Genomic DNA, 24,882 nt, shown 5'->3' on the forward strand with positions numbered 1-24,882 from the left:
CGGCGCGATTGCTTCGCGCCTTGCTCTCCTCGCAAGGCCGAGGCTAACGTCGCGTCTTCTTGATCCACTGGACCTGAATCAATGACACGTATCGCCGTCGGCGGCTTCCTGCACGAGACCAACACCTTCGCCCCGACCAAGGCGACGTTCGCCGACTTCCAGCATGGCGGAGGCTGGCCGGCGATGACTGTGGGCGCCGACGTGCTCAAGGTGATGCGGCGCATCAATGTCGGTCTCGCCGGATTCGCCGACAGCACTGAGGCCAATGGCTGGGAACTCATTCCGACCATTGCCTGCGGCGCGAGCCCGTCGGCGCATGTCACGGAGGATGCCTTCGAGCGCATCGTGAAGGTGATGATCGACGGCATTGCGGCCGCCGGCCCGATCGACGCGGTCTATCTCGACCTGCACGGCGCGATGGTGACCGAGCATCTCGACGACGGCGAAGGCGAGATTTTGGCGCGCGTGCGCCGCGTCATCGGCAAGGATGTTCCGCTGGTCGCAACCCTCGACCTGCACGCCAACGTCACACCGGAGATGATCGAGCACGCGGACGCGCTGATCGCCTACCGCACCTATCCCCATGTCGACATGGCCGACACCGGCCGCGCCGCCGCGCGCCATCTCGCGCTGCTTCTGAAGACGAGGCAGCGTTTTGCCAAGGCGTTCCGGCAACTGCCGTTCCTGATCCCGATCAGCTGGCAGTGCACCAATGACCAGCCGACCAAGGGCATCTACGAGAAGCTTGCCGCGCTGGAGAACGACGCGGTTCCCACCCTCTCCTTCGCGCCCGGCTTCCCCGCCGCCGACTTCCGCGACTGCGGGCCGAGCGTGTTCGCCTATGGCAGGACGCAAGCGGACGCCGACCGTGCCGCGGATGCCATCGTCAAGCTGATCGAAAGCCACGAGGACGATTTCGACGGCAAGATCTGGACGCCCGACGACGGCGTGCGCCACGCCATGGAGCTCTCGAGGACCGCGAGCAAGCCGATCATCATCGCCGACACCCAGGACAATCCCGGCGCCGGCGGCGATTCCGACACCACGGGCATGCTGCGCGCGCTGGTGCGCAACAAGGCGAGCGCCGCGACCGGCGCGATCTACGATCCGGAATCGGCCAGGGCTGCGCATGCGGCCGGTGTCGGCGCCACCGTCACTCTGGCGCTCGGCGGCAAGTCCGGCATTCCCGGCGACGAGCCCTATCGCGAGACCTTCGTCGTCGAACAACTCTCCGACGGCCGCTTCATCGCGCCCGGTCCCTATTATGGCGGCCGCGAGATGGAGATGGGTCCGTCCGCAGCTTTGCGCATCGGCGACGTCCGCGTCGTCGTAAGTTCGCACAAAGCACAGCTCGCAGACCAGGCGATGTACCGCTATGTCGGCATCGAGCCGACGCAAGAGAAGATTTTGGTCAACAAGAGCTCGGTGCATTTCCGTGCCGACTTCGAGCCGATCGCGGAAAAGCTGATGATCTGCGCCGCGCCCGGCGCCATGCCGGCCGACACCGCGTCGCTACCCTGGACGCGGCTGAGGCCGGGCATCCGAATCAAGCCGAACGGCCCCGTCTTCAATCCTCCTTCACGCTAACCGGACAGGAACCCATGCCCACGATCGACCGCATCGACGGCTATGCCGACGAACTCACCACTATCAGGCGCGACCTCCATGCCCATCCCGAGATCGGCTTCGAGGAAGTGCGCACGTCCGGCATCGTTGCCGACAAGCTGAAGAGCTGGGGCATCGAGGTGCATCGCGGTCTCGGCGGCACCGGCGTCATCGGCGTCATCAAGGGCAAGGGGACGGGCAGCAAGCGCATCGGCCTGCGCGCCGACATGGACGCGCTGCCGATGGAAGAGAACACCAATCTGAAATGGAGCTCGAAGATCCCCGGCCGCTTCCACGGCTGCGGCCATGACGGCCACACCACCATTCTGCTCGGCACCGCGCGCTATCTGGCCGAGACCCGGAAGTTCGACGGCACCGTGCATCTGATCTTCCAGCCGGCCGAGGAAGGCCTCGGCGGCGCCCGCGCGATGATCAAGGACGGACTGTTCGAGAAGTTTCCGTGCGACGAGCTCTACGGCCTGCACAACGCGCCCGACCTCAACCATGGCGAGATCGCGATCCTCCCCGGTCCGGCCATGGCCGGCGCCGACTTTTTCGACCTCCGCATCACCGGCTATGGCGCGCATGGCGCGATGCCCGAGCGCTCCAAGGACGCGGTGATCATCGCCACTACGCTGGCGCAGGCGATCCAGACCATCGTCAGCCGCAATGTCGAGCCGCTGCAGGCCGCCGTCATCTCGATCACGCAAATCCATGCCGGCTCGGCCTATAACGTCATTCCGGGCGATGCGCATCTGTGCGGCACCATCCGGACCTTCTCGAACGAAGTCCGCGCCCTGATCGCCGAACGCATCCGCACGATCTGCGCCGGCATCGCGGCCGCGTATCAGTGCGAGATCGAGGCCGACATCCGCGACACCTTCGGCGTGCTGGTCAATCAGGTCGAGCAGTCCAAGGTGGTCGAGGAGGTCGCGCGCACTGTCGTCGATCCCGCCAACGTGATCACCCGCGCGCAGCCGAAGATGGGCAGCGAGGATTTCGCCGACATGCTGCAGACCATTCCCGGCGCCTATTTCTGGGTCGGCCATGACGGCTCGGTGCCGGTGCACAATCCCGGCTTCGTGCTCGACGACAAGATCCTGCCGATCGGCGCCAGCATGTTCGCCCGGATCATCGAAACACGCATGCCGGTGAGCTAGCAATGCACAAGAGCGTCGACGAAGCCGTCACCTCGCTGCACGATCTTTCTGCGGTCGACCTGATCGCGGGCTATCGCGCAAAGCAATTCTCGCCAAGCGAGGTGCTGGAGGACGTGCTCGCGCATGTCGCTGCGTGGGAGCCGCACCTGAAGGCGCTCTATGCATTCGATCCCGACGGCGCGCGCGAGGCCGCCAGGGCTTCGACCGCGCGCTGGACCGGCGGTGAACCGTCAGGCCCGCTCGACGGCGTGCCTGTCACGGTGAAAGACAACATCGCCACCAAGGGCGTGCCGGTGCCACTGGGTGCTGCCAGCGTCAAGCTGGTGCCGGCCGAGAAGGACGCCCCGCCCGCCGCGCGGCTGCGCGAAGCAGGCGCGGTGATCTTCGCAAAAACCACGATGCCCGATTACGGCATGCTGTCCTCGGGGCTTTCCTCTTTCCATGCGCTCGCGCGCAATCCTTGGGACCTCTCCAAGAATCCCGGCGGCTCCAGCGCGGGCGCAGGCGCGGCGGCGGCGGCCGGCTATGGTCCGTTGCATCTCGGCACCGACATTGGCGGTTCGGTACGCCTGCCCGCCGCTTGGTGTGGCCTTGTCGGCCTGAAACCGAGCTTTGGCCGCGTGCCGATCGATCCCACCTATGTCGGCCGCGTCGCCGGCCCGATGACCCGCACGGTCGATGATTGCGCGCTGATGATGAGCGTGATCGCAAAGCCCGACCGCCGCGACGGCATGAGCCTGCCCGCCGAGCCATTGAATTGGAAAGGGCTGGAGAAATCGCCGCGCAAGCTGCGCATTGGCCTGATGCTCGATCCCGGCTGTGGCCTGGCGCTGGAAAAGCCGGTGCGCGAGGTCGTGGTGAAGGCGGCGAAGGCGTTCGAGTCGGCAGGCGCGGTCGTGGCCGAAGTCGACGGGATCCTCACCCGCGAGATGCTCGACGGCCTCGACAATTTCTGGCGCGCGCGGATGTGGGACGATCTGTCCAAGCTGACGCCGGCCGAGCAGGCAAGGGTGCTGCCCTATATTTTCAAATGGGGCGAGTCCGGCGCGAAGCTCTCGGGCGTCGACGTCATCCGCGGCTTCAACCAGACCATGGCGATCCGCGCGGCGGCGTCAAAACTGTTCTGCGAGCTCGACTACGTGATCTCGCCGACCGCGCCGAACGTGAACTTTCCGGCGGAATGGGCCTCACCGATCAATGATCCCATGAAGCCGTTCGAGCACATCGCCTATACCGTGCCGTGGAATATGTCGGAGAACCCCGCGGTCTCGATCAACGGTGGTTTCGACGCCAAGGGCTTTCCCATCGGCGTGCAGATCGTCGGCCGCCGCTTCGACGATATCGGCGTGCTCGGCATGGCCAAGGCATTTGAAGGCCTGCGCGGCGCGCAGCGGCCCTGGCCGAAACCGCCGGCGCGGTAAACGCGCATCTAGCGTCTCAGCACAAATCGTCATGCGCGGGCTCGACCCGCGCATCCATCCTCTTCAAAAAAGATGGATTGCCGGGTCAAGCCCGGCAATGACAGAATTGATTCAAGAATGACAAGGGAAGGAAACCACCCATGGCGTATGAGACGATCAAATACGAGGTCGCCGAGCAGATCCTCACCATCACGCTGAACCGGCCCGACAAGCTCAACGCCTTCAACGCGCAGATGCAGGCAGAGCTGATCGACGCCTTCGACGCCGCCGACAAGGACGACAATGTCCGCGCCATCATCGTCACCGGCGCCGGCCGCGCCTTCTGCGCAGGCGCGGACCTCTCCTCTGGTGCGGACACATTCGATCGCGATGCGCGGCGCGGGCCGGTGAAGCGCTTCGCCGACGGCAAGGTCGACTACAGCGATCCGCAGGTGCGCGATGGCGGCGGCCAAGTGACCTTGCGCATCTTCAAATGCCTCAAGCCCGTGATCGCCGCGGTGAACGGCCCCGCCGTCGGCATCGGCGTCACCATGCAGCTCGCAATGGACATCCGCATCGCCTCGGATGCCGCACGGTTCGGCTTCGTGTTCTCCCAGCGCGGCATCGTACCGGAGGCCGCATCGAGCTGGTTCCTGCCGCGCATCGTCGGCATTTCGCAGGCGCTGGAATGGTGCTATTCGGGCCGCGTCTTCCCGGCGCAGGAGGCCCTCGCCGGCCGCCTCGTCAGCAAGGTCGTGGCCCCCGATGATCTGCTGCCGACTGCGCGCGCTCTCGCGAAGGAGTTCGTGGCGAAGACCGCACCCGTGTCGGTGGCGCTGATCCGTCAGATGATGTGGCGCATGATGGGTGCCGACGATCCGATGGAGGCCCACAAGGTCGACAGCCGCGGCATCTACGCTCGCGGCCGCTCGGACGACGTCAAGGAAGGCGTGGTGTCGTTCCTGGAGAAGCGGCCGGCGCAGTTCAAGAACAAGGTGTCGAGCGACATGCCGGATTATTTCCCGTGGTGGACGGAGCGGGAGTACAAATAGCGCTCTCGTAGGGTGGGCAAAGGCGCTCTTGCGCCCTGCCCACCATCTGTCAGTAACCAAAACCAAATCGTGGGCACGCTTCGCTTTGCCCACCCTACGGCACCGTCATCACCCGCGAAGGCGGGGGCATGACGACCTCACTCCATCACCAGCGCCACGCGTCCGATCGCCTTGCGGTCGATCAGGAGCCGCATCGCCTTCGCGCAATCCTCCAGCGGCAGGCGGTGCGAGACGTTCGGGCGCAGCTTGCCCTCCTCCGCCCATCGCAAGAGCGCCTTCAGCCGCACCTCGCCCAGCGCGGGATTTTTCCGCACCGCTTCGCCGGCGCGCACGCCGAGCACGCTGGCGCCCTTGATCAGCAGCAGATTGGTCCTGGCCGAGCCGATGCCGCCGGTGAAACCGACCACCAAGAGCCGAGCGCCCCAGGCGATGCAGCGCATCGAATTCTCGAAGACCTCACCGCCGACGGGATCGAACACCACGTCGGCGCCGCGGCCGTCGGTGATGCGCTTGACGGCATCGCGGAACGGCTCGCGATCGTAGCGCACCAGATGATCGGCTCCGCGCGATTTCGCGATCGCAAGCTTCTCGTCGCTCGAGGCCGTCGCGATCACGGTTGCGCCCAACATCTTGCCGATTTCGACCGCCGCGAGCCCGACACCACCGCCGGCGCCATGCACCAGCAGGACCTCGCCGGGTTCGACTCGGCCGCGATCGATCAGTGCGTGATAGGCGGTACCGTGGCCGGCGAGATAGGTCGCGGCCTCCGCATAGTCGAACGTCGACGGCACCGGCGTGAGCTGTGAAGGCATAACCACTGCCTCATTCGTGAACGCACCGTGTCGCATCTTGACGATGACCTTGTCGCCGACGGCAACACCGCTCACCTCCGCACCGACCTCGGTCACGTCGCCGGCGGCCTCCATGCCCGGCGTGAACGGCAGCTCCGGCTTGAGCTGGTATTCGCCGGCTGCCATCAGCACATCAGGGAAATTCAGCCCGGCGGCACGGATCGCGACACGGACTTCGCCCGGCTTCAGGGCGCGCGAGGGAAACTCCTCGAGCCGCAGGGTCTCGGGCGCGCCGAGCGCGCGGCAGACGACGGCCCGTACCATCAGGCCGCGCTCGCCTTGGTGCGCAGAAGCGCCTCGCGGATCAGCGGCAGGCGGTCGTTGCCGAAATACATGTCGGTCTTGTTCACGAAGATCGTCGGCGAGCCGAAACCGCCGCGCGCCACGACCTCCTCGGTATTGGCCTTGAGCTGGTCCTTGATGACCTGCTCTGAAATGCCCGCGAAAAACTTCTGCTCGTCGATGCCGATTTTCTTACAGATCCCGGCGAGCACCACGTCCTGCGAGATGTCCTTGTCCTCGCCCCAATAGGTCTCGAACACGGCGGTCGCGAACGGCACCATGTCCGCAGCCAACCAGATACAGCCGCGCATTGCCTTGACGCTGTTCACGGGAAATACCGTCGGCGGCATCTTGATGGCGAGCCCCGCCGAGCGCGCCCAGTCGGCGAGGTCCTTCTTCATGTAGCGTGCCTTCAGCGGCACCGGCTTCTCGCGCTGTGCGTAGACGCTCGGATTGACCGTGTTGAAGATGCCGCCGACCAGGATCGGCCGCCAGACGATCTCCGCGCCAAGCTCCTTTGCCAGCGGTTGGATGTTGTGGAACGCGAGATAGGTCCAGGGGCTGGAGCAATCGAAGAAGAATTCGATCATGGCGTTTTCCTTTGTCATTTGACTCGCTCTCTCCGCCGTCATTGCGAGCGAAGCAATCCGGACTTTTCCCAAGCACTCTGGATCGCTTCGTCGCAAGGGCTCCTCGCAACGACGTGGAGAGAGCGGAGGCCCATTTCTTTCCCGCCTGGACCTGCGGCCGACTTTCGTCGTTCTGTACCGCGACGTTAAGACATGGCAGGAAGGGGCGCAACTCAACCTGCCGGGAGGGCCGCCATGCTGTTTCCAACCACGATCGCCGGCTCCTTGCCGAAGCCGGAATGGCTCGCCGAGCCCAATATGCTCTGGGCGCCCTGGAAGTCCGGAGGCGACGAGCTGCTCCGCGCCAAGCGCGACGCGACACTGATCTGGCTCAAGGTCCAGGAAGACGCCGGCATCGACATCGTCACCGAGGGCGAGCAGGCCCGGCAGCATTTCGTGCACGGTTTTCTGGAGAAGATCGAGGGCATCGATTTCGCCCACAAGGTCGAGATGGGCATCCGCAAAGACCGCTACAAGGCGATGGTGCCGCAAGTGGTCGCCCCGCTCCGGCTCAAGGGCCGCGTCCACGCCTTTGAGGCGCAAGTGGCGCGCACGCACACGAAGAAGAAACTGAAATTCACTCTGCCCGGCCCGATGACCATCATCGATACCATCGCCGACCGCTACTACGGCGACCGCGTCAAGATGGCGTTCGCCTTCGCCGAACTGCTGAACGAGGAAGCCAAGGCATTGCAGGCAGACGGTGTCGATCTCGTGCAGTTCGACGAGCCCGCCTTCAACGTCTACATGGACGAGGTCAACGACTGGGGCATCAAGGCGCTGGAGCGTGCGGCGCAGGGCCTGACCTGCACCACCGCCGTGCACATCTGCTACGGCTACGGCATCAAGGCCAACACCGACTGGAAGGAGACACTCGGCAGCCAATGGCGGCAGTACGAGCAGATCTTTCCGGCGATCGACGCCAGCCCGATCCAGCAGGTCGCGATCGAGTGCCGCAACTCGAAAGTGCCGCTCGACTTGCTCGCGCTGCTCAAGAGCAAGATCGTGCAGGCCGGCGTCATCGATGTCGCCAGCGACACGGTCGAGACCGCCGAGGACGTCGTTCAGGTGATCGAGGCAGTGTCGAAGTTCGTGCCCAAGAGCAACATCATCGCCACCACCAACTGCGGCATGGCGCCGATGCGGCGCGAGATCGCCGAAGCCAAGCTGATGGCGCTCGGCGCCGGCGCCGCGCTGGCGCGCAAGAAGCTCGGCTGATGGTGGACGCTCGGACGCTGTTCGTCGCCGCAGCCTTTGCGGCCATCAGCTTGCCTGCGCACGCGGAGGATCGCTCCGTGCTGCTCAACTGCAAGACGATGGTGGAGCGTGCGGAAAAGGCGGCCGGCAGCGTCAGCGAGGCCGAACTCACCCGCTGCCGCCAGATCATCCGCGAATGGGCGCTGCGCGACGCGCGCACGACGGTCGACGAACAGGGACGGCCGCTCAAATAGGCCACGCGCCGCGCTACGTTCCCTCCCCCCTTGCAGCGGAGGGAGCGCACCGTACACTCGGATGCAGTGTGGCCTGATAGCCGGCATTCATGGCGCGCAGCGTCGAAGGTGGTGTCAGCAACTGGGCGCCTTCAAGTTCGCGCGCATCGGCAACATAACCCGCCGGCGACCACAGGAACGCCCTGCCCTGCACCACCAGAAAACTCTCCTCGCCCTGCTGCACCATCGCGCCGTCAGGGAGCTGGTCGAGTGGCACCAGCAGCGCATGCAGCCGCTTCCTGCCGTGGTCGAGCCGCTCGTGATGCAGCACCGTGTCGATGTCGTGCATGCGGACATCATGCACATGGTTGCCCTTCTCCCATGCGGTCCGAAACTGATTGGCCTCGTCGCGGCGGCAATAGAAACAGGGGCGATGACCGGCGGCGAGCGCGGTAGCCTCGTCCAGGAAGAACAGCTCGGTCCAGCTTCGCTGCGCCATCACCTCGCGATGGCGGCCGCGGAATTCGCAGGTGCAGGTGAGCCAAGCCGGTGACGACCAGCGCTTCTTCAGAAGCGTCTTGGTGGCGGGATCATGGATGATGCCGCGATTGCCGGTGAACATGCCGCGATGGGGGGTGGCGATGATGTCGCCGGTGGGAGTGACGCGGTTTTGCAGGGGCATGGGGCGCAACTCTTCTCCTTCTCCCCGCGTGCAGGGAGAAGGTCGGGATGAGGGGGAGCCTCCGCAAACTCGGTGAGAGCTGGACTCGCGGAGAGTCCCCCTCACCCGCGCCTTCGGCGCGGCCTCTCCCCGCACGCGGGGAGAGGCGAAGAAAAACTACGCCGCCCCGTCGCGCAGCGGCGGATGGTACGACAGCGCGGTGTCCCACGGGAAGAATATCCACGTGTCCTGCGACACTTCGGTGATGAAGGTGTCGACCAGCGGACGTCCCATCGGCTTGGCATAGACCGTGGCGAAATGCGCATCAGGCAGCATCTCGCGCACCATTCGGCCGGTCTTGCCGGTGTCGACGAGGTCGTCGACGATCAACAGCCCCTTGCCGGTGCCATTGCCCAGTTTCATCGCGGCTTCCGAGATGCCCTTGAGCACCTGCAGCTCGCCCTGCTTGTTGTGGTCGTAGCTGGCAATGCAGACCGTATCGATCACGCGCACGCCGAGCTCGCGCGCAACGATCGCGGCCGGCACCAGGCCGCCGCGGGTGATCGCGATCACCGCGTGGAACGGGCCGACCTCGTTGAGGCGCCAGGTCAGCGCTCGGCAATCCCGGTGGAACTGGTCCCAGGACACCGGGAAGGCCTTGCCGGCCTTCTCCTGCGCATTCAGTTCCGGTGCTTCACCAGCCATTGTCGTCTCCTGCCATTGGTCCGCGGGCAGTTTGCTAGCGGGTGATGTTCAATCCCGCCAGCATTTCCTTCACGGCTGCCATCGCGGCCGCCAGCTTATCCGCATCGCGCGAGCGCACCACCAGGTTGGTGTTCGGCTTCTGCTCTTCGTCCATGAACGGATAGCTGCCGATGATGGTGTCGGGATGAGCGGCCGCGATCGCCCGCAACGGGCCGCCGATGTCGCCCTCCCGCGCATTGGCGCGGACCGATTCGGAGAGCATGCGCACGCCAGATTTCAGCTTGGGCGCGACGATGTCCATCATCGCTTGCATGATCGAGGGCACGCCGGCCATCACGATGACATTGCCGATCTTGAAGCCGGGCGCCAGGATGGTCGCGCTTTGGATCAGCTCGGCGCCGTCGGGGATGCGGGCCATGCGCAGGCGGGCTTCGTTCAGATCCTGCTCGCTCCAGCGCTCGCGGAAACGGGCAACCACCTCGGGGTGATGGTCGATGCCGACGCCAAAGGCCTTGGCGACGCTGTCGGCGGTAATGTCGTCATGGGTCGGCCCGATGCCGCCGGTGGTGAAGACATAGGTGTAGCGATGCCGCAGTGCATCCAACGCGGCGATGATATCGGCCTCGTCGTCTGAGACGATCCGGACTTCCTTCAGATCGATGCCGATGTTGGTCAGGTATTCGGCGATGAAGCCGATATTCTTGTCCTTGGTACGGCCGGACAGGATTTCATCCCCGATGACCAGAATGCCCGCCGTGACGATCTCGCTCATGCCTTCAGTCCCTCACCTGTGGTCCCGACTTTGCCGAGGTAACGCGTTGAAGTCACGCGGTTTTGCTGCCGAAATAAGCAGTCCTCAGCCATTTTTTCAGGCAAGCCGCCAGTCATCCCCGGCAAATGCCCCTCCACCATGCTTATCGCGCTGGCCCGGCCCTTGCTACCACATGAAAGTCATGCACTCTTGCCGCATGGCCAGGACGTTGTGGTCTTCACCAAGGGCCTCGCGACCTGTCGAATGGCGCAACGCCTTGCGGAGACAAGTCGGGATCTATGGCAGTCGCGTTTGATGAAATGAATATTCCCGGCGGGGACCTTCGCCCCGCCTATCAGGAGCTGGCACGCTGGCTCAAGGAGACGCCTCCCGAGGCGCTCGAATATCGCCGGCAGGAAGCCGAGCTCCTGTTCCGCCGGATCGGCATCACCTTCGCGGTCTATGGCGATTCCGAATCCACCGAGCGCCTGATCCCGTTCGACGTGATCCCGCGGATCATGTCCGGCAAGGAATGGGCGCTGCTGGAGAAGGGCCTGAAGCAGCGCGTGAAGGCGCTGAACATGTTCCTGCGCGACATCTATCACGGCCGCGACATCCTTCGCGCCGAGGTCGTCCCCGACGATCTGATCTTCCAGAACCCGGTGTTCCGCCCCGAGATGAACGGCCAGCAGGTGCCGCACGACGTCTACGTGCACATCGCCGGGATCGACATCGTCCGGGTCGACGCCGAGGACTTCATCGTGCTGGAGGACAATGCGCGCACGCCCTCCGGCGTGTCCTACATGCTGGAAAACCGCGAGATCATGATGCGGCTGTTTCCGGACCTGTTCGCGCGCCACAAGGTGGCGCCGGTCGAACGCTATCCCGACGAGCTGCTCGCGGCCTTGCGCTCGGTCGCGCCGCACAGCGCATCCAGCGAGCCGACCGTCGCGCTGCTCACGCCGGGCGTCTACAATTCCGCCTATTACGAGCACTCGTTCCTGGCCGACAAGCTCGGCATCGAGCTGGTCGAAGGCCGCGACCTCATCGTCAAGAACAACGAAGTGTTCATGCGGACGACGGAAGGGCTGAAGCGGGTCGACGTGATCTATCGCCGCGTCGACGACGACTTCCTCGATCCCCTCACCTTCCGTCCCGATTCCGTGCTCGGCGTCCCCGGACTGATGTCGGCCTATGCGGCCGGCAACATCACGCTCGCCAACGCGGTCGGCACCGGCATCGCCGACGACAAGGCGATCTACTCCTACATGCCGGATATCGTGAAATTCTATCTCGGCGAGGAGCCGATCCTGAAGAACGTGCAGACCTGGCGCTGCCGCGAGCCGAAGGATCTCGGCTATGTGCTGGACAATCTGAGCGAGCTCGTCGTCAAGGAAGTGCACGGCTCCGGCGGCTACGGCATGCTGATCGGCCCCGCCGCGACCAAGGCGACAATCGAAGCGTTCCGCGAAAAGCTTAAGCGCGAGCCGGAGGGCTTTATCGCCCAGCCGACGCTGGCGCTCTCGACCTGTCCGACCTGCACGGCCTCCGGCCTTGCCCCGCGCCATGTGGACTTGCGGCCCTTCGTGCTGACCGGCAGCAAGCGCACCACGATCGTGCCGGGCGGACTGACGCGCGTCGCGTTGAAGGAAGGCTCGCTCGTGGTGAATTCGAGCCAGGGCGGCGGCACCAAAGACACCTGGATTTTGGACGAGTAGAGAGAATGCTGTCGCGTACCGCCGAAAACCTCTACTGGCTCGCCCGCTACGTCGAACGGGCCGAGTATCTCGCGCGCACCATCGATGCGACCTTGCGCGTCACCGCCTTGCCGGCCGCCTATATCGGCAAGACCAACGAATGGGACTCCGCGCTGCTCACCGCCGGCGTCGCCGCCAGCTTCTACCAGACCTACGAGGAAGCCAACGAGCACAACGTCGTCGACTACCTCTCGTTCTCGGCCGACAATCCGTCGTCCATCCGGAACTGCATCGAGGCGGCGCGGCTGAACTCGCGCTCGGTGCGCACCGCGCTCACCAGCGAGATGTGGGACACCATCAACTCGGCCTGGATCGAGCTGCAGGCGGTGTGGAGCAAGGGCACCTCGACGCGCGAGGATCTCGCAAAGTTCCTGCGCTTCGTGCAGGAGACCTCCTTGCGCTTCGACGGCTCGGCCTACCGGACCATGCTGCGTAACGACGCCTACTGGTTCTCGCGGATGGGCGTGCATCTCGAGCGCGCCGATAACACCGCGCGCATTCTCGACGTGAAGTACCACGTGCTGCTGCCCGAAGAGGAGCATGTCGGCGGACCGCTCGACTTCTACCAGTGGAGCTCCATCCTGCGCTCGGTCTCGGCGCTGACGGCTTATCACTGGGTCTATCGCGAGACGCTGAAGCCGTGGCTGATCGCGGACCTGCTCATCCTCAACGACACGCTGCCGCGCTCGCTTGCCAGCTGCTACGGCAATCTCGTACGCAACCTCGACCAGATCGGCGTCGCCTATGGCCGCCAGGGTCCGGCCCAGCGCCACGCCCGCGGCATCCGCAACCGGCTGGAACACAGCAACATGAACGACATTTTCCAGCACGGCGTGCATGAATTCATTCAGGAATTCATCGCGGATAATTCCAGGCTGGGCGAAATCATCACGAAGCAGTATTTGATCTAGTCGAACAGGAACTCTCACTCATCGTCATTCCGGGGCGCGCGCAGCGCGAACCCGGAATCTCGAGATTCCGGGTTCGGTCCTGCGGACCGCCCCGGAACGACGGAATTGAAAACCATGCGCCTGCGAATCCAGCACACCACGACCTATCGCTACGAGCCGCCGGCCACCAGCGTGATCCAGATCCTGCGCATGACGCCCGGCAGCCATGACGGGCAATATGTGGCGGAGTGGCAGATCGACGTCTCGACCGACACCAAGCTCGACACCCACGAAGACGCGTTCGGCAACGTCACCCATGTGCTGTCCTGCGGCCCGGTCGGCGACATCAAGATCACCGCCGAGGGGCTGATCGAGACTCACGACACTGGCGGCGTGCTGCGCGGCGCCGACGAGCGCTTTCCGGCCGGCATGTTCCTGCGCACGACCGACCTCACCTCGGTCAATCCGGCCATGACGGCGGTGGCGCGCCAGCTGCGCAGCGAGGCCGAGAGCGACACGCTCGGCTTCCTGCACACGCTGATGACGCAGATCAGCGAGCACATGACCTTCGACGAGGACCCGACCAACAGCGGCACCTCGGCGGCCGAAGCATTCACGCTCAAGCGCGGCGTCTGCCAGGACTACGCGCACATCTTCATCGCCTGCGCCCGCACCGGCGGCGTGCCGGCACGCTTCGTCTCCGGCCATTTCCTGCGCGCCGACGGCACGATGCATCAGGATGCCGGCCACGCCTGGGCGGAGGCCTATGTGCCCGATCTCGGCTGGGTCGGCTTCGATCCCGCCAACAGCATCTGCGCCACCGAGGCCCATGTCCGCGTCGCGATCGGGCTCGACTATCTCGGCGCAGCCCCCGTGCGCGGCACCCGCTATGGCGGCGGCACGGAGACGCTGACGGTGGCGGTCAAGGTCGACCAGGCCGGCCGCGGCGGCCAGTCGCAATCGCAGTCCCAGCGGCAGAGCTAGGTGCCATTCCCGGGCGCGCGTAGCGCGAACCACCGTGCGCAATTGCGCACCTGAGCATCCATTCATCCGCGAACTCTGCGCCCCAACGCATTCCGGGCTAGCGCTGCGCGCGCCCCGGAGCGCCAGCCTAGCCCGCGGGAATCGGGGGTTTCATGCCTCCCCGAAATTGGCTAGTAATTCCGCGCAAACGCGTTCGGGGACTGGAAATGACCTATTGCTGCGGAATCCTGGTTCGGGACGGTCTGGTGATGATCGCCGATACCCGCACCAATGCCGGACTCGACAACGTCTCGACCTTCCGCAAGCTGCACATCTTCTCAAAGCCCGGCGAGCGCATCATGGCGATCGCCAGCGCCGGCAACCTCGCCATCAGCCAGTCGGTGCTGTCTACCCTGACCGAAGGCCTCGAGGACCCCAACACGGGCGAGATCGAGACGCTGATGAACGCGCCGACCATGTTCCAGGCCGCCCAGCGCATCGGCCGGGCGATCCGGGCGGTCCACGCCACCGAAGGTCCGGCGCTGAAATCCGAGGACGTATCGTTCGACGTCTCCTTCCTGTTCGGAGGCCAGATCAAGGGCGCGCGGATGCGTCTGTTCATGGTCTACACCGCGGGCAATTTCATCGAGTGCACCACCGACACGCCGTACCTTCAGATCGGCGAGCACAAATACGGCAAGCCGGTGCTCGACCGCGCCATGCATTACGACGTCGAGCTCTACGAGGCGCTGAAGACCGGCCTGATCTCGATGGACTCGACGATGCGTTCCAATCTCGGCGTAGGCCTGCCGATCGACGTGCTGGTGGTGCGCTCGGATGCCTGTGATGCCGATCTCAACCACCGCATCGAGGCGGGCGAGCCCTACTTCCACGACCTGCGCTCGCGCTGGTCGGCGGCGTTGCGCGCGGCGCATCAGAACATTCCGCGGCCGCCCTACAAGAACGACAAAGAACCCAAAACCTGACAGCAAGAGAAAAGGCAGGAAACGATGAGTGAAGCGAAAAAGATCGCATTGGTGACCGGCGCCGGCACCGGCGTCGGGCGCGCCGCCGCACTGGCACTGATGAACATCGGCTTCACCGTGGTGCTCGCAGGCCGCCGCCTCGATATGCTCGAGGAGACCGCAAAGCTCGGCCCCGCGGGAAAAAGCCTGTGCGTCACCGCCGACATGACCAAGCCGGATTCCATTGCCGCGCTGTTCGACAAGGTGAAGGCGACCTATGGCCGCCTCGACGTGCTGTTCAACAATGCCGGCATGGGCGCGCCGGCCGTCAATTTCGAGGACCTCAGCCTCGAGCAGTGGCAGGCGGTGGTGAACACCAACCTCACCGGCCCGTTCCTGTGCACCCAGCACGCCTTCCGCATCATGAAGGACCAGAACCCGCGCGGCGGCCGCATCATCAACAACGGCTCGATCTCGGCGCATGCGCCGCGGCCGTTCTCGGCGGCCTACACCTCGACCAAGCACGCCATCACCGGCCTGACCAAGGCCTCGAACCTCGACGGCCGCATGTATGACATCGCGGTCGGCCAGATCGACATCGGCAATGCCGCAACGCCAATGACCGACCGCATGGTCAACGGCCCCGGCGTGCTGCAGCCCGACGGCACCACCAAGCACGAGCCGCGCATGGACGCGAAGGCGGTCGGCGATGCCGTTGCCTACATGGCCGGCCTGCCGCTCGATGCCAACGTGCTGACCATGACGGTGATGGCGACGAAGATGCCGTTCGTGGGACGGGGCTAGTCCAGAACCGCTCTCGTGCCCCGGACGCAGCGCGGCATGCAATGACGCGCTGCAGAGCCGGGGCCCATGCCTTAGCGATCTCGTGATTGGCCTTGGGGCCCGGCTCTGCGCCGCAACGCTGACGCGTTGCAGCTTGTCCGGGACACGAGACCTTCGCCTACTCCAAACTCTCCACCTGCCGCAGGCTCGGGAACAGCTTCATCCAGAGCAGCGCCACCGCGACCGTGCAAACACCGCCGAGCACGGCAGCGGGCATCGCGCCGAACAGCGCGGCCGTCAGGCCGCTCTCGAACTGGCCCAGCTGATTGCTGGCATTGATGAAGAGAAAGTTCACCGCGCCGACGCGGCCGCGCATCTCGTCGGGGGTGGCGAGCTGCACCAGCGAGAAGCGGATCACGACGCTGATCGTGTCGGCGGCGCCCAGCACGGCGAGCGAGAGTACCGACAGCCACATCCACTGCGACAACGCGAACACGATCGTGGCAACGCCGAACACGATGACGGCCTGGAACATGCGCAAGCCCACATGCCTGGAGATGGCGTGACGCGCCAGCACCATAGTCATCAGCAGCGCACCGACCGCGGGCGCCGCGCGCAGCACCCCTAACCCGACCGGGCCGGTCTGAAGAATGTCACGGGCATAGATCGGCAACAACGCCGTGACACCGCCGAACAGCACAGCGAACAGATCGAGCGAGATGGTGCCGAGGATCGCCGAATTGCTGCGGATGAAGCGAACACCTGCAAAGATGTTGTCAGACTCCGTCCCCTCCTCGGCGATCGCCTGCGGACGCGGCCGGATGAAGCCGGTCAGGATCATACCCAAAATCCAGAACGCCACCATGACGGCGTAGGCCAGATGCGGCGCGATGGCGTAGGCAAAGCCGCCGAGCGCGGGGCCCGTGATGGTCGCGACCTGTGCCGCGCCGCTGGAGACGGCCGTGGCGCGCTGGAGCGAGCCCCGCGGCGCGATCAGCGGCAGCAGCGCCGCGGTGGTCGGGCTCTCGAATGCGCCAGCGATGCCGAGCACAAAGGTCGCGACGAAGATCTGCACCTCGCCGACCGCGCCGAGATAGGTGATGACAGCGAGGTACAGCGCGGTCGCGGCTTCCACGAGCTGGCAGAGCTGGACCACGCGCTTGCGCTCGAAACGGTCGGCGGCATGGCCGGCGACGAACACCAGCAGCGCCGTGGGGAGGAACTGCACGAGGCCGACCATGCCAAGGTCGAAGGCCGAGCCGGTGAGATCGTAGATCTGCCAGCCGATCGCGACCGCCGCGATCTGGCTGGAGAATCGCGACAGGCTGCGCGATAGCAGGAAGAACAGGAATGCGCGGTGGGCGAGGAGCTGGCCGGCCGTCACCGGCGCACTGGCCTGTAACGGCTGCGCTTCGCTTGCGTTTTGGCTCACCTTCCTGACCATCCGCGCCTGGTATTGACGATGCCCCGCGTGGCTGACGCGGACCAGCTTGTCAACAGCGGGCGGGCCCCAGGGCCATCCGGCATTGCGTTTGCAACGCACCCGCGGCCATAATCATTGAGGGTTTGGGGACATCATGCTGCGGCTGCAATCGGCACTTGGCATTTTCGCATTGCTGCTGCTCGCCTATGCGCTGGCGGAGAATCGGCGCGCCCTCTCGCTGCGGCAGGCCGGGATCGGCCTCGCCGTGACCTTCGTCACCGCGCTCGTGCTGTTGAAGCTGCCCGTCGTCGCGCACGCCTTCGGCGCCATCAACGACGCGGTCGGCGCGATCTCGGCGGCCTCCCGCGCCGGCTCCGCCTTCGTCTTCGGCTATGTCGGCGGCGGCCCCCTGCCCTTCGACCTCAAGGCGCCGGGCGCCGATTTCATCCTGGCCTTCCAGGCGCTGCCGATCGTGCTGGTGATGAGCGCGCTGACGACGCTGTTGTTCTACTGGCGGGTGCTGCCGCCCATCGTGCGCGGCATGGCCTGGCTGCTCGAACGTACGTTGGGGGTCGGCGGCGCGGTGGGCCTGTCCACCGCCGCCAACATCTTCCTCGGCATGGTCGAGGCACCGCTGTTCGTGCGGCCGTACCTGAAACAGATGACGCGCAGCGAATTGTTCCTGGTGATGACCGGCGGCATGGCCGGCATCGCCGGAACGGTGCTGGTGCTCTATGCGACGCTGCTGGCACCGCTGATTCCTGACGCCGCCGCGCATTTCGTCATCGCCTCGGTGCTGGGCGCACCCGCCGCGATCCTGGTCAGCCTGATCATGGTGCCGGAGACGAGTGACAGGCGCACCGGCGGCGCGCTGGAGGATCCTGACATGGACGTCGCCAGCGCAATGGACGCGATCGTGAAGGGCACCACCGCCGGCCTCGAGCTGCTGCTCAACATCGTCGCGATGCTGCTGGTGCTGGTGGCGCTGGTCTACCTCGTCAACGCCGCGCTCGGATTACTGCCGGATATCGGCGGCGCCGCGATCTCGTTGCAGCGCCTGCTCGGCCTCGTGATGGCGCCGGTGTGCTGGCTGATGGGTCTGCCCTGGGACCAGGCGATCACCGCCGGCAGCCTGATGGGCACCAAGACCGTGCTCAACGAACTGATCGCCTATGTCGATCTCTCAAAACTGCCGCCCGACGCGCTCGATCCGCGCTCGCGCCTGATCATGCTCTATGCGATGTGCGGCTTTGCCAATTTCGCCAGCCTCGGCATCATGATCGGCGGCCTGGGAGTGATGGCGCCGGAGCGGCGCGAGGAGATCAACGCGCTCGGGCTGAAGTCGATCGTATCGGGGACGTTGACGACGTGTCTGATGGGCGCGGTGGTGGGGGTGCTCGCGTAGGTCGCTCCGCCGTCATTCCGAGGCGCTCAACCGCACAATTTTTGCTTCTGCAAGATGCGACGCACGTCAGCCATCTTGGCGCGGCAGGGTTCGGCCGCCATGGCTTTCGCCTCGCCGGTCCGTCCCTGCACCATCAGCAACACCGCCATCAAACCCTGCGCCCCGGAGCGCACCGGCCCGCCCGCTACATCCGAGGCTGCGAGCGACATGGCGGCCCGCACTTCCACCTCGGCGGCACCGAGATTCTCCTGCTCCAGGAAGTAGACCGCACGGAAAAAATGAGCCCTCGGGTCTTTCGGGTAGCGCGTGACCAGATCGAAGGACCGGGCAGCCATTTCGCCAGCCTTGTCCGGGTATTCCGAGATCCGGACATACTGTCTGGCGTCGGCCATGTAGGACGCAAAATGAGCGGCGGCGAAGCCGGCGCAGATCAGAGATCCGACGCATCCTGCAAGCAACGTCATGCTCGCGCTCCGCGGCAGGCTGTCATAGGAACAGAACAGCAGCCACGGCATGACGGCAAGCGCGCCGCCGGCCAGCGCACCGCCTGCATGGGCAAAATAGTCGACATTGCCGGAGGCGCCAAAGGCAAGCGGCAGCAGTGCGGGAACACCGAAGAAGAGCGACGTCTTCAGCCTCGACATCGTCTGATCGGCGTCCGCTTCGGGATCGAAGCTCGAGACGAACAGCGCGGCGATCAGGCCGGTAATGGCGCCGGACGCACCGACGCCCGGCTGGCCGGGCGCATTGCCGAGGAGCGAGGCGGCCTCGCCGGCTAGCGCACTGGCAACGAAGATCAGCGCAAACCAGCCACGGCCGATCAGAGGCTCCAACCTGACGCCGACGATGAACAGCGCAATGCAGTTGCCAATGAGGTGCCAATCGCTGCCATGCAGAAGCGGCGCGAGACCGATCCGCCACCACTCTCCCCTTCCAACCACCAGATCATAGCTGGTCGCGCCATAAGCGATCAGCGAGCGGACATCGAGTGAGCCGTCGCGCGCAACGTCGATGGCCAGGCTGCGTTGCAGGGCGAAGATCAGCAACAGACCGAAGATCAGGCCAATGGTGAGGAAGGGGATATCGGCCAGCAGCTTGTTGTCGGCAAAGAGCGTCCCCTCACTGGGCAAGGGCCGAGGAGCGATCGGCGCGGCCACGGGTTGAAGCGATGCGCGTTGAAACGATCCACTTGGTGGTGGCGCCACGACGCCGCGTCGGCCAAAAGTGTTGGTCGCCATGAAAGCATGTCCTGCATGTTCACAGCCCTGAGTTGACGCAAGAGGTGTTTTCGACTGGTTAGCGCCGCCCTCCCGGGCGGCTGAAACCATCCGATCGGTAACTTCGCGGTTTCGCGGATCGGTCGCTTTTTAGCGATCGCTCGGGAACGCTGACGACGTGTTTGCTGGGGGCGGTGGCGTTCGCGCTGCGGGCGCGCCGGAATGACGGCTGAGAGAGCGTGCCTACGCCTTCAACTCGACCGTCCTGAACTCCGCCGGCAAGATCACCTCCAGCAGCTCCGCGTCGTCCGAGTAATCCAAAATCATGTGCTTGATCTTCGGCGGCTGGGTCCAGGCGCTGCCTTCCTTCATCAGGGTCTCGCCCTGCCCCTCCATGTAGGTCCTCACCCAGCCCTTGAGCACGTAGACCATCTGGAATTCGACGTCGTGAAAATGCAGTTTCGACACCTCCGCTGGATTGCACGGACCCTGCAGGCGGATCACATGCGCTTGCGCCAGGCCGTGAGTGGCATCTGCGATGCCGAGGTCGCGGTATTTGGCGTAAGCGCGCAGGCCGTCGGCTTTGAAATCTTCCTCGCGGTGGTGGCTGATGGCGATGCGCTGCTTGGGACGGGCAGGCTTTTTCGGCGCAACCGTGCGGGCTTTCGTCTTCACTGCCTTACGCGCGGGAGATCGCGCAGCGGCTTTGGCGCCGCTCCGCTTCTTCACCGCGGTCTGGACTGCGCTGCGCGATTTCGCCTTCTTGGCCATGGGCCGCCTCCCGTTGTTGTTATGGGAAAAGGCTAGCACAGAACAAGATGCCGTAGGGCGGGCAAAGCGACTTGTCCGCCATTGCTCCAAGAGCGACGGCGGAAGCGTGCCCACCTATGTCAGTTGCGATCGCTGAGAGATGGTGGGCACGGCGCCTACGCGCCTTTGCCCCCTACAAGCCCGGTGCTCGCCTCAATGCAGACGGAACACGCCGTCCACGGAACGCAGTTCGGCGGGTTTGATCAGCTTGGAATGCGCGACCGTGACCGAGTGCAGCGGCCCGTCGAGCTTCTCCTGCCAGAAGGCCAGGAAGTCGGTCAGCGCCGGGAATTTCGGAAACATATCGTAGTTCTGCCAGACATAGGTCTGGAGCAGCGACGGGTGATCCGGCATCCGGTAGAGAATTTGTGCCGTCGTCAGCCCGTAACCCAGCATCTGTTTCCGGAAATCCTCGGAAACGCCCCCAACGCGCAGTCCCATGCCAAACCTCCTTTGCAGGAGCGCATTCGGGAGTGGCTTGATCGGTGCCCCGGGAGCCACCCGGAAACGATGCGCTCACATGAGAGAAATGTGACGCAAACTGACAATCCATCTCAAGCCCAAAAGTTTAACAAGCTGTTGAAATTCAAAGCGTTAGCAGCAGATGCGGCTCCGTGCTAATACGGTCCGCCAACGGCCTCCACGCGGCTCTGCGGCCGGTTAACGATGGTAAAGAATATCTGGCAATCCGCGCTTTCGAGTGCTGATTTTTCTGCTAGAAGCCCTTGCCCCCGCAAAATTCCTGTCCTATTTCAGCGTCGCCCGTGCTAGCACTCACGGGCAACGACTGCTAACAACTCAAAATCCTCAACTCGTGCAAATGTTTAGGAGGACTGCATGAAATTCCGTCCGCTTCACGACCGCGTCGTGGTCAAGCGCATCGACGCAGAAGAGAAGACCGCTGGCGGCATCATCATTCCCGACACTGCCAAGGAAAAGCCCTCCCAGGGCGAAGTCGTCGCTGTTGGCCCGGGTGGCCGCGACGAAGCTGGCAAGCTGACCCCGATCGACCTGAAGGTCGGCGACCGCGTGCTGTTCGGCAAATGGTCCGGCACCGAGGTCAAGATCGACGGTCAGGACCTGCTGATCATGAAGGAGAGCGACGTGATGGGCGTTCTCGAGGTCAGCGATTCCAAGAAGAAGGCGGCTTAAGAGCCCCTCTCCCCTTCCAGTCAACATCCTCAAGGAAAATTCCAGATGGCAGCCAAAGAAGTCAAATTCTCGGTTGAAGCGCGCGACAAGATGCTGCGCGGCGTCGACGTCCTCGCCAACGCGGTGAAGGTCACGCTCGGTCCGAAGGGCCGCAACGTCGTGCTCGACAAGTCGTTCGGCGCTCCCCGCATCACCAAGGACGGCGTCACCGTCGCCAAGGAGATCGAGCTCGACGACAAGTTCGAGAACATGGGCGCCCAGATGGTGCGCGAAGTCGCCTCCAAGTCCGCTGACGCGGCCGGCGACGGCACCACCACCGCCACCGTGCTCGCCCAGGCGATCGTGAAGGAAGGCGCGAAGTCCGTTGCCGCCGGCATGAACCCGATGGACCTCAAGCGCGGTATCGACCTCGCGGTCGAGGCCGTCGTGGCCGACCTCGAGAAGAACTCGAAGAAGGTCACCTCGAACGACGAGATCGCCCAGGTCGGCACCATCTCGGCCAACGGCGACGCTGAGATCGGCAAGTTCCTTGCCGACGCCATGAAGAAGGTCGGCAACGAGGGCGTCATCACCGTCGAGGAAGCCAAGTCGCTCGAGACCGAGCTCGACGTGGTCGAGGGCATGCAGTTCGACCGCGGCTACATCTCGCCCTACTTCGTCACCAACGCCGACAAGATGCGCGTTGAGATGGACGACGCCTACATCCTCATCAACGAGAAGAAGCTGTCCTCGCTGAACGAGCTGCTGCCGCTGCTCGAGGCCGTGGTGCAGACCGGCAAGCCGCTAGTTATCGTCGCCGAGGACGTCGAGGGTGAAGCGCTCGCGACCCTGGTCGTGAACCGTCTCCGTGGCGGCCTGAAGGTCGCGGCCGTCAAGGCTCCGGGCTTCGGCGATCGCCGCAAGGCCATGCTGCAGGACATCGCTATCCTGACCGGCGGCCAGGCGATCTCGGAAGACCTCGGCATCAAGCTCGAGAACGTCACGCTCAACATGCTCGGTCGCGCCAAGAAGGTGATGATCGACAAGGAGAACACCACCATCGTCAACGGCGCCGGCAAGAAGGCCGACATCGAGGCGCGTGTGGCTCAGATCAAGGCGCAGATCGAGGAGACCACCTCGGACTACGACCGTGAGAAGCTCCAGGAGCGTCTCGCCAAGCTGGCGGGCGGCGTCGCGGTGATCCGCGTCGGCGGCGCGACCGAGGTCGAGGTGAAGGAGCGCAAGGATCGCGTTGATGACGCGATGCATGCGACCCGCGCCGCTGTCGAGGAAGGCATCGTCCCGGGCGGCGGCGTCGCCCTGCTCCGTGCCTCCGAGCAGCTCAAGGGCCTGCGCACCAAGAACGACGATCAGAAGACCGGCGTCGAGATCGTGCGCAAGGCGCTGTCGGCACCGGCTCGTCAGATCGCGATCAACGCTGGTGAAGACGGCTCGGTGATCGTCGGCAAGATCCTGGAGAACAAGGCCTACAATTACGGCTTCGACTCCCAGACCGGCGAATATGCCGACCTCGTCAAGAAGGGCATCATCGACCCGACCAAGGTGGTCCGTACCGCGATCCAGAACGCTGCCTCGGTGGCCGCGCTCCTGATCACCACGGAAGCCATGGTCGCCGAGCTGCCCAAGAAGGGCGGCGCCGGCCCGGCGATGCCCCCCGGCGGCGGCATGGGCGGCATGGACTTCTAAGGTCCAACCACCTCGAGACTTGCGAAACCCCGGCAGCGATGCCGGGGTTTTTGTTTATGGCGGTCATTCACCACACCTTCCCGAGCCGCTCCATGTGCGGCTCGCCGATTTCGTCGAGCGACCACAAGATTCCCGTTACCTTGCCGACGAGATTGTCCATGGGGATGAAGCCCATCGCTGCCATGCGGCTGTCGGTGGAGTTGTCTCTGTTATCACCGAGCACGAAGAAATGGCCCGGCGGAACGGTGAAGACGTTGGTGTTGTCGAGATAGCCGTTGTCGGTGCAGTCATAGGTGACGTAGGACGCGCCGTTCGGCAGCGTCTCACGCCAGCGCCTGACTTTCGTGGCATCGTCGGTCCCGCAGGCCGAGCCGGCGACGTCAACTCCGTGACGTCTCCTGGAAACAGGCCCTCACCCAGTCGATGGTGACGCGTGTCGCGGCGTCGCGCTTGAGATGATTTTGCACGAGCAGCCAGACGTCGCGCGGCTTCGGCAGCAGCGTCGCTCGCAGGCGGCGATCACCGAGCAGGTCCGCGCAAACATATTCCGGCAGCACGCCGCTGGCCTGATGCGCGCGGATCAGGTTGCGGATGGCGCGGACGTTGTCGGTGACGCAGCGCGCGCGGGCTTTCCTGGTGCGCAGGAATTGCGTCTCGGGGATGGCGCCGAGCTCGTCCGGATAGGCGCACAACATCGGCTCGCCCTCGGTCGTGACGGGCTCAAAATAGTAAATGCGAATTTCGCCGAGCTTCGAGATCGCGAAATCACCCTTGTCGGGCTTGCGCAGGCGGATGGCGAGATCGGCTTCCCAGCGCGAGAACCTGACGTTCTCGCTCGAGGTGAGGAATTGCAGCGTCAGGCCGGGATTGGCGCGCAGGAAGTCGCTCGCGCGCGGCGACAGCACCTCCTCGGCGACCGTGTTGGTGGAGGCGATGCGCAGGCGTCCCACCGGACCTTCGAGGCTCTCACTGAGACGACCGATCTCGGCGGCATGTGCCGCCATCGCCTCGACATGCGCCAGCACCGCTTCGCAACTGCGCGTCGGCCTGCGGGCGCCGTCGGCCGCCTCGAACAGACGGAGACCAAGCGCACGCTCGATGCGTGACAGCCTGCGCCCGACCGTGGTCTCGTCGATGCGCAGCCGCGCGCTGGCGCCGGCATAAGTGCCTTCGTCCCTGACGGCGGCGATGATGCGAAGATCGTCCCAGTTCATCGTTCGAGGCTATATCGCCCCGCGCCTGCCTGCAATATCGCAGCCGCCCGCTGCAATATCCCTGCACAACAGCAGGCATAGCCAGCGCTAT

The 24,882-nt window shown here is 64.7% G+C and carries 25 protein-coding genes; 14 read left to right on the forward strand and 11 right to left on the reverse strand.

All coding sequences use genetic code 11. The annotated features are described in order from the left end of the window. The first annotated feature begins 81 nt into the window (after window positions 1-81). The 4 genes from AC5V87_RS25985 (at window position 82) to AC5V87_RS26000 (ending at window position 5,217) form a co-directional block, all read left to right on the forward strand. Window positions 82-1,587 (forward strand): M81 family metallopeptidase, encoded by a 1,506-nt coding sequence (locus AC5V87_RS25985; protein ID WP_495368118.1) that lies wholly within the window; start codon window positions 82-84, stop codon window positions 1,585-1,587. A gap of 14 nt (window positions 1,588-1,601) precedes the next feature. Continuing rightward, the gene (locus AC5V87_RS25990; RefSeq protein ID WP_495368119.1) at window positions 1,602-2,765 is read left to right on the forward strand and encodes a M20 aminoacylase family protein; all 1,164 of its coding nucleotides are present in this window, start codon (window positions 1,602-1,604) and stop codon (window positions 2,763-2,765) included. Between the two features lie 2 nt (window positions 2,766-2,767). Beyond that, window positions 2,768-4,186, forward strand: a complete 1,419-nt coding sequence (locus tag AC5V87_RS25995) for an amidase (protein WP_456837741.1) — start codon at window positions 2,768-2,770, stop codon at window positions 4,184-4,186. A gap of 140 nt (window positions 4,187-4,326) precedes the next feature. Further along, a complete protein-coding gene (locus AC5V87_RS26000) occupies window positions 4,327-5,217 on the forward strand; it encodes a crotonase/enoyl-CoA hydratase family protein (protein WP_495368120.1) in 891 nt (296 codons plus the stop codon). A 137-nt stretch (window positions 5,218-5,354) separates the two neighbouring features. Here AC5V87_RS26000 and AC5V87_RS26005 read toward each other — a convergent pair whose 3' ends face one another. Both AC5V87_RS26005 and AC5V87_RS26010 read right to left on the reverse strand, forming a co-directional pair. Next, complete coding sequence (locus AC5V87_RS26005; protein WP_495368121.1) at window positions 5,355-6,332, reverse strand: NADPH:quinone oxidoreductase family protein; 978 nt, start codon at window positions 6,330-6,332, stop codon at window positions 5,355-5,357. Beyond that, on the reverse strand, window positions 6,332-6,940 hold the full coding sequence (locus tag AC5V87_RS26010; protein ID WP_495371943.1) for a 2-hydroxychromene-2-carboxylate isomerase: 609 nt from the start codon (window positions 6,938-6,940) through the stop codon (window positions 6,332-6,334). The genes AC5V87_RS26005 and AC5V87_RS26010 overlap by 1 nt, the downstream gene beginning before the upstream one ends. A gap of 234 nt (window positions 6,941-7,174) precedes the next feature. Between AC5V87_RS26010 and AC5V87_RS26015 the strand changes: the two genes are divergently transcribed. Both AC5V87_RS26015 and AC5V87_RS26020 read left to right on the forward strand, forming a co-directional pair. Then, the gene (locus tag AC5V87_RS26015) at window positions 7,175-8,197 is read left to right on the forward strand and encodes a methionine synthase (protein ID WP_495368122.1); all 1,023 of its coding nucleotides are present in this window, start codon (window positions 7,175-7,177) and stop codon (window positions 8,195-8,197) included. After that, window positions 8,197-8,430 carry a hypothetical protein gene (locus AC5V87_RS26020; RefSeq protein WP_495368123.1) on the forward strand — a complete coding sequence of 78 codons (234 nt, stop codon included), beginning with the start codon at window positions 8,197-8,199 and terminating at the stop codon, window positions 8,428-8,430. The genes AC5V87_RS26015 and AC5V87_RS26020 overlap by 1 nt, the downstream gene beginning before the upstream one ends. 13 nt (window positions 8,431-8,443) lie before the next feature. Here AC5V87_RS26020 and AC5V87_RS26025 read toward each other — a convergent pair whose 3' ends face one another. The 3 genes from AC5V87_RS26025 to AC5V87_RS26035 all read right to left on the reverse strand — a co-directional run bounded on the left by AC5V87_RS26025 (window position 8,444) and on the right by AC5V87_RS26035 (window position 10,547). After that, complete coding sequence (locus AC5V87_RS26025) at window positions 8,444-9,091, reverse strand: hypothetical protein (protein WP_495368124.1); 648 nt, start codon at window positions 9,089-9,091, stop codon at window positions 8,444-8,446. Between the two features lie 156 nt (window positions 9,092-9,247). Then, complete coding sequence (gene gpt, locus AC5V87_RS26030; protein WP_027560125.1) at window positions 9,248-9,775, reverse strand: xanthine phosphoribosyltransferase; 528 nt, start codon at window positions 9,773-9,775, stop codon at window positions 9,248-9,250. Window positions 9,776-9,809: 34 nt separating this feature from the next. Further along, entirely contained in the window at window positions 9,810-10,547 is a 738-nt protein-coding gene (locus AC5V87_RS26035; RefSeq protein WP_495368125.1) for a competence/damage-inducible protein A, read from the reverse strand. A gap of 278 nt (window positions 10,548-10,825) precedes the next feature. Between AC5V87_RS26035 and AC5V87_RS26040 the strand changes: the two genes are divergently transcribed. The 5 genes from AC5V87_RS26040 to AC5V87_RS26060 all read left to right on the forward strand — a co-directional run bounded on the left by AC5V87_RS26040 (window position 10,826) and on the right by AC5V87_RS26060 (window position 15,905). Then, a complete protein-coding gene (locus AC5V87_RS26040; protein WP_495368126.1) occupies window positions 10,826-12,244 on the forward strand; it encodes a circularly permuted type 2 ATP-grasp protein in 1,419 nt (472 codons plus the stop codon). Window positions 12,245-12,249: 5 nt separating this feature from the next. Next, the gene (locus AC5V87_RS26045; RefSeq protein ID WP_027560128.1) at window positions 12,250-13,194 is read left to right on the forward strand and encodes an alpha-E domain-containing protein; all 945 of its coding nucleotides are present in this window, start codon (window positions 12,250-12,252) and stop codon (window positions 13,192-13,194) included. Between the two features lie 114 nt (window positions 13,195-13,308). Continuing rightward, complete coding sequence (locus tag AC5V87_RS26050) at window positions 13,309-14,157, forward strand: transglutaminase family protein (protein ID WP_495368127.1); 849 nt, start codon at window positions 13,309-13,311, stop codon at window positions 14,155-14,157. A gap of 206 nt (window positions 14,158-14,363) precedes the next feature. Continuing rightward, on the forward strand, window positions 14,364-15,122 hold the full coding sequence (locus AC5V87_RS26055) for a proteasome-type protease (protein ID WP_456837732.1): 759 nt from the start codon (window positions 14,364-14,366) through the stop codon (window positions 15,120-15,122). A gap of 24 nt (window positions 15,123-15,146) precedes the next feature. Beyond that, window positions 15,147-15,905: an SDR family oxidoreductase gene (locus AC5V87_RS26060; protein WP_495368128.1), complete on the forward strand. Its 759-nt coding sequence runs from the start codon at window positions 15,147-15,149 to the stop codon at window positions 15,903-15,905. Between the two features lie 157 nt (window positions 15,906-16,062). On the opposite strand, the gene AC5V87_RS26065 is transcribed toward AC5V87_RS26060, so the two are convergent. Continuing rightward, a complete protein-coding gene (locus tag AC5V87_RS26065; RefSeq protein WP_495371944.1) occupies window positions 16,063-17,268 on the reverse strand; it encodes an MFS transporter in 1,206 nt (401 codons plus the stop codon). A gap of 193 nt (window positions 17,269-17,461) precedes the next feature. On the opposite strand from AC5V87_RS26065, the gene AC5V87_RS26070 reads away from it, so the two are divergent. Continuing rightward, the gene (locus AC5V87_RS26070; RefSeq protein ID WP_456837729.1) at window positions 17,462-18,712 is read left to right on the forward strand and encodes a NupC/NupG family nucleoside CNT transporter; all 1,251 of its coding nucleotides are present in this window, start codon (window positions 17,462-17,464) and stop codon (window positions 18,710-18,712) included. Between the two features lie 26 nt (window positions 18,713-18,738). Here the strand turns inward: AC5V87_RS26070 and AC5V87_RS26075 are convergent, their stop codons facing one another. From AC5V87_RS26075 to AC5V87_RS26085, 3 genes are all read right to left on the reverse strand, one after another. Continuing rightward, complete coding sequence (locus AC5V87_RS26075) at window positions 18,739-19,950, reverse strand: rhomboid family intramembrane serine protease (RefSeq protein ID WP_495368129.1); 1,212 nt, start codon at window positions 19,948-19,950, stop codon at window positions 18,739-18,741. A 222-nt stretch (window positions 19,951-20,172) separates the two neighbouring features. Continuing rightward, on the reverse strand, window positions 20,173-20,700 hold the full coding sequence (locus tag AC5V87_RS26080; protein WP_456837727.1) for a cupin domain-containing protein: 528 nt from the start codon (window positions 20,698-20,700) through the stop codon (window positions 20,173-20,175). Between the two features lie 192 nt (window positions 20,701-20,892). Further along, window positions 20,893-21,180, reverse strand: coding sequence for an usg protein (locus tag AC5V87_RS26085; RefSeq protein WP_456837726.1), 288 nt, complete (start codon window positions 21,178-21,180; stop codon window positions 20,893-20,895). A gap of 396 nt (window positions 21,181-21,576) precedes the next feature. On the opposite strand from AC5V87_RS26085, the gene AC5V87_RS26090 reads away from it, so the two are divergent. Together AC5V87_RS26090 and groL are read left to right on the forward strand one after the other, a co-directional pair. Further along, window positions 21,577-21,891: a co-chaperone GroES gene (locus AC5V87_RS26090; protein WP_456837725.1), complete on the forward strand. Its 315-nt coding sequence runs from the start codon at window positions 21,577-21,579 to the stop codon at window positions 21,889-21,891. Window positions 21,892-21,936: 45 nt separating this feature from the next. After that, entirely contained in the window at window positions 21,937-23,577 is a 1,641-nt protein-coding gene (gene groL / locus AC5V87_RS26095) for a chaperonin GroEL (protein ID WP_057029537.1), read from the forward strand. Between the two features lie 67 nt (window positions 23,578-23,644). Here groL and AC5V87_RS26100 read toward each other — a convergent pair whose 3' ends face one another. Then, complete coding sequence (locus AC5V87_RS26100) at window positions 23,645-23,800, reverse strand: S26 family signal peptidase (protein WP_495368130.1); 156 nt, start codon at window positions 23,798-23,800, stop codon at window positions 23,645-23,647. 157 nt (window positions 23,801-23,957) lie between these two features. Continuing rightward, a complete protein-coding gene (locus tag AC5V87_RS26105) occupies window positions 23,958-24,791 on the reverse strand; it encodes a LysR family transcriptional regulator (protein WP_495368131.1) in 834 nt (277 codons plus the stop codon). Between the last annotated feature and the right edge of the window lie 91 nt (window positions 24,792-24,882).

The organism is Bradyrhizobium sp. SOJA106 (genome assembly GCF_059448745.1).

Excerpts from the sequence above, each read along its gene's own strand:
- AC5V87_RS25985 (WP_495368118.1), top strand. The coding sequence starts at position 82 with ATGACACGTATCGCCGTCGGCGGCTTCCTGCACGAGACCAACACCTTC.
- AC5V87_RS25990 (WP_495368119.1), top strand. The coding sequence starts at position 1,602 with ATGCCCACGATCGACCGCATCGACGGCTATGCCGACGAACTCACCACT.
- AC5V87_RS25995 (WP_456837741.1), top strand. The coding sequence starts at position 2,768 with ATGCACAAGAGCGTCGACGAAGCCGTCACCTCGCTGCACGATCTTTCT.
- AC5V87_RS26000 (WP_495368120.1), top strand. The coding sequence starts at position 4,327 with ATGGCGTATGAGACGATCAAATACGAGGTCGCCGAGCAGATCCTCACC.
- AC5V87_RS26005 (WP_495368121.1), bottom strand. The coding sequence starts at position 6,332 with ATGGTACGGGCCGTCGTCTGCCGCGCGCTCGGCGCGCCCGAGACCCTG.
- AC5V87_RS26010 (WP_495371943.1), bottom strand. The coding sequence starts at position 6,940 with ATGATCGAATTCTTCTTCGATTGCTCCAGCCCCTGGACCTATCTCGCG.
- AC5V87_RS26015 (WP_495368122.1), top strand. The coding sequence starts at position 7,175 with ATGCTGTTTCCAACCACGATCGCCGGCTCCTTGCCGAAGCCGGAATGG.
- AC5V87_RS26020 (WP_495368123.1), top strand. The coding sequence starts at position 8,197 with ATGGTGGACGCTCGGACGCTGTTCGTCGCCGCAGCCTTTGCGGCCATC.
- AC5V87_RS26025 (WP_495368124.1), bottom strand. The coding sequence starts at position 9,091 with ATGCCCCTGCAAAACCGCGTCACTCCCACCGGCGACATCATCGCCACC.
- gpt (WP_027560125.1), bottom strand. The coding sequence starts at position 9,775 with ATGGCTGGTGAAGCACCGGAACTGAATGCGCAGGAGAAGGCCGGCAAG.
- AC5V87_RS26035 (WP_495368125.1), bottom strand. The coding sequence starts at position 10,547 with ATGAGCGAGATCGTCACGGCGGGCATTCTGGTCATCGGGGATGAAATC.
- AC5V87_RS26040 (WP_495368126.1), top strand. The coding sequence starts at position 10,826 with ATGGCAGTCGCGTTTGATGAAATGAATATTCCCGGCGGGGACCTTCGC.
- AC5V87_RS26045 (WP_027560128.1), top strand. The coding sequence starts at position 12,250 with ATGCTGTCGCGTACCGCCGAAAACCTCTACTGGCTCGCCCGCTACGTC.
- AC5V87_RS26050 (WP_495368127.1), top strand. The coding sequence starts at position 13,309 with ATGCGCCTGCGAATCCAGCACACCACGACCTATCGCTACGAGCCGCCG.
- AC5V87_RS26055 (WP_456837732.1), top strand. The coding sequence starts at position 14,364 with ATGACCTATTGCTGCGGAATCCTGGTTCGGGACGGTCTGGTGATGATC.
- AC5V87_RS26060 (WP_495368128.1), top strand. The coding sequence starts at position 15,147 with ATGAGTGAAGCGAAAAAGATCGCATTGGTGACCGGCGCCGGCACCGGC.
- AC5V87_RS26070 (WP_456837729.1), top strand. The coding sequence starts at position 17,462 with ATGCTGCGGCTGCAATCGGCACTTGGCATTTTCGCATTGCTGCTGCTC.
- AC5V87_RS26075 (WP_495368129.1), bottom strand. The coding sequence starts at position 19,950 with ATGGCGACCAACACTTTTGGCCGACGCGGCGTCGTGGCGCCACCACCA.
- AC5V87_RS26080 (WP_456837727.1), bottom strand. The coding sequence starts at position 20,700 with ATGGCCAAGAAGGCGAAATCGCGCAGCGCAGTCCAGACCGCGGTGAAG.
- AC5V87_RS26085 (WP_456837726.1), bottom strand. The coding sequence starts at position 21,180 with ATGGGACTGCGCGTTGGGGGCGTTTCCGAGGATTTCCGGAAACAGATG.
- AC5V87_RS26090 (WP_456837725.1), top strand. The coding sequence starts at position 21,577 with ATGAAATTCCGTCCGCTTCACGACCGCGTCGTGGTCAAGCGCATCGAC.
- groL (WP_057029537.1), top strand. The coding sequence starts at position 21,937 with ATGGCAGCCAAAGAAGTCAAATTCTCGGTTGAAGCGCGCGACAAGATG.
- AC5V87_RS26105 (WP_495368131.1), bottom strand. The coding sequence starts at position 24,791 with ATGAACTGGGACGATCTTCGCATCATCGCCGCCGTCAGGGACGAAGGC.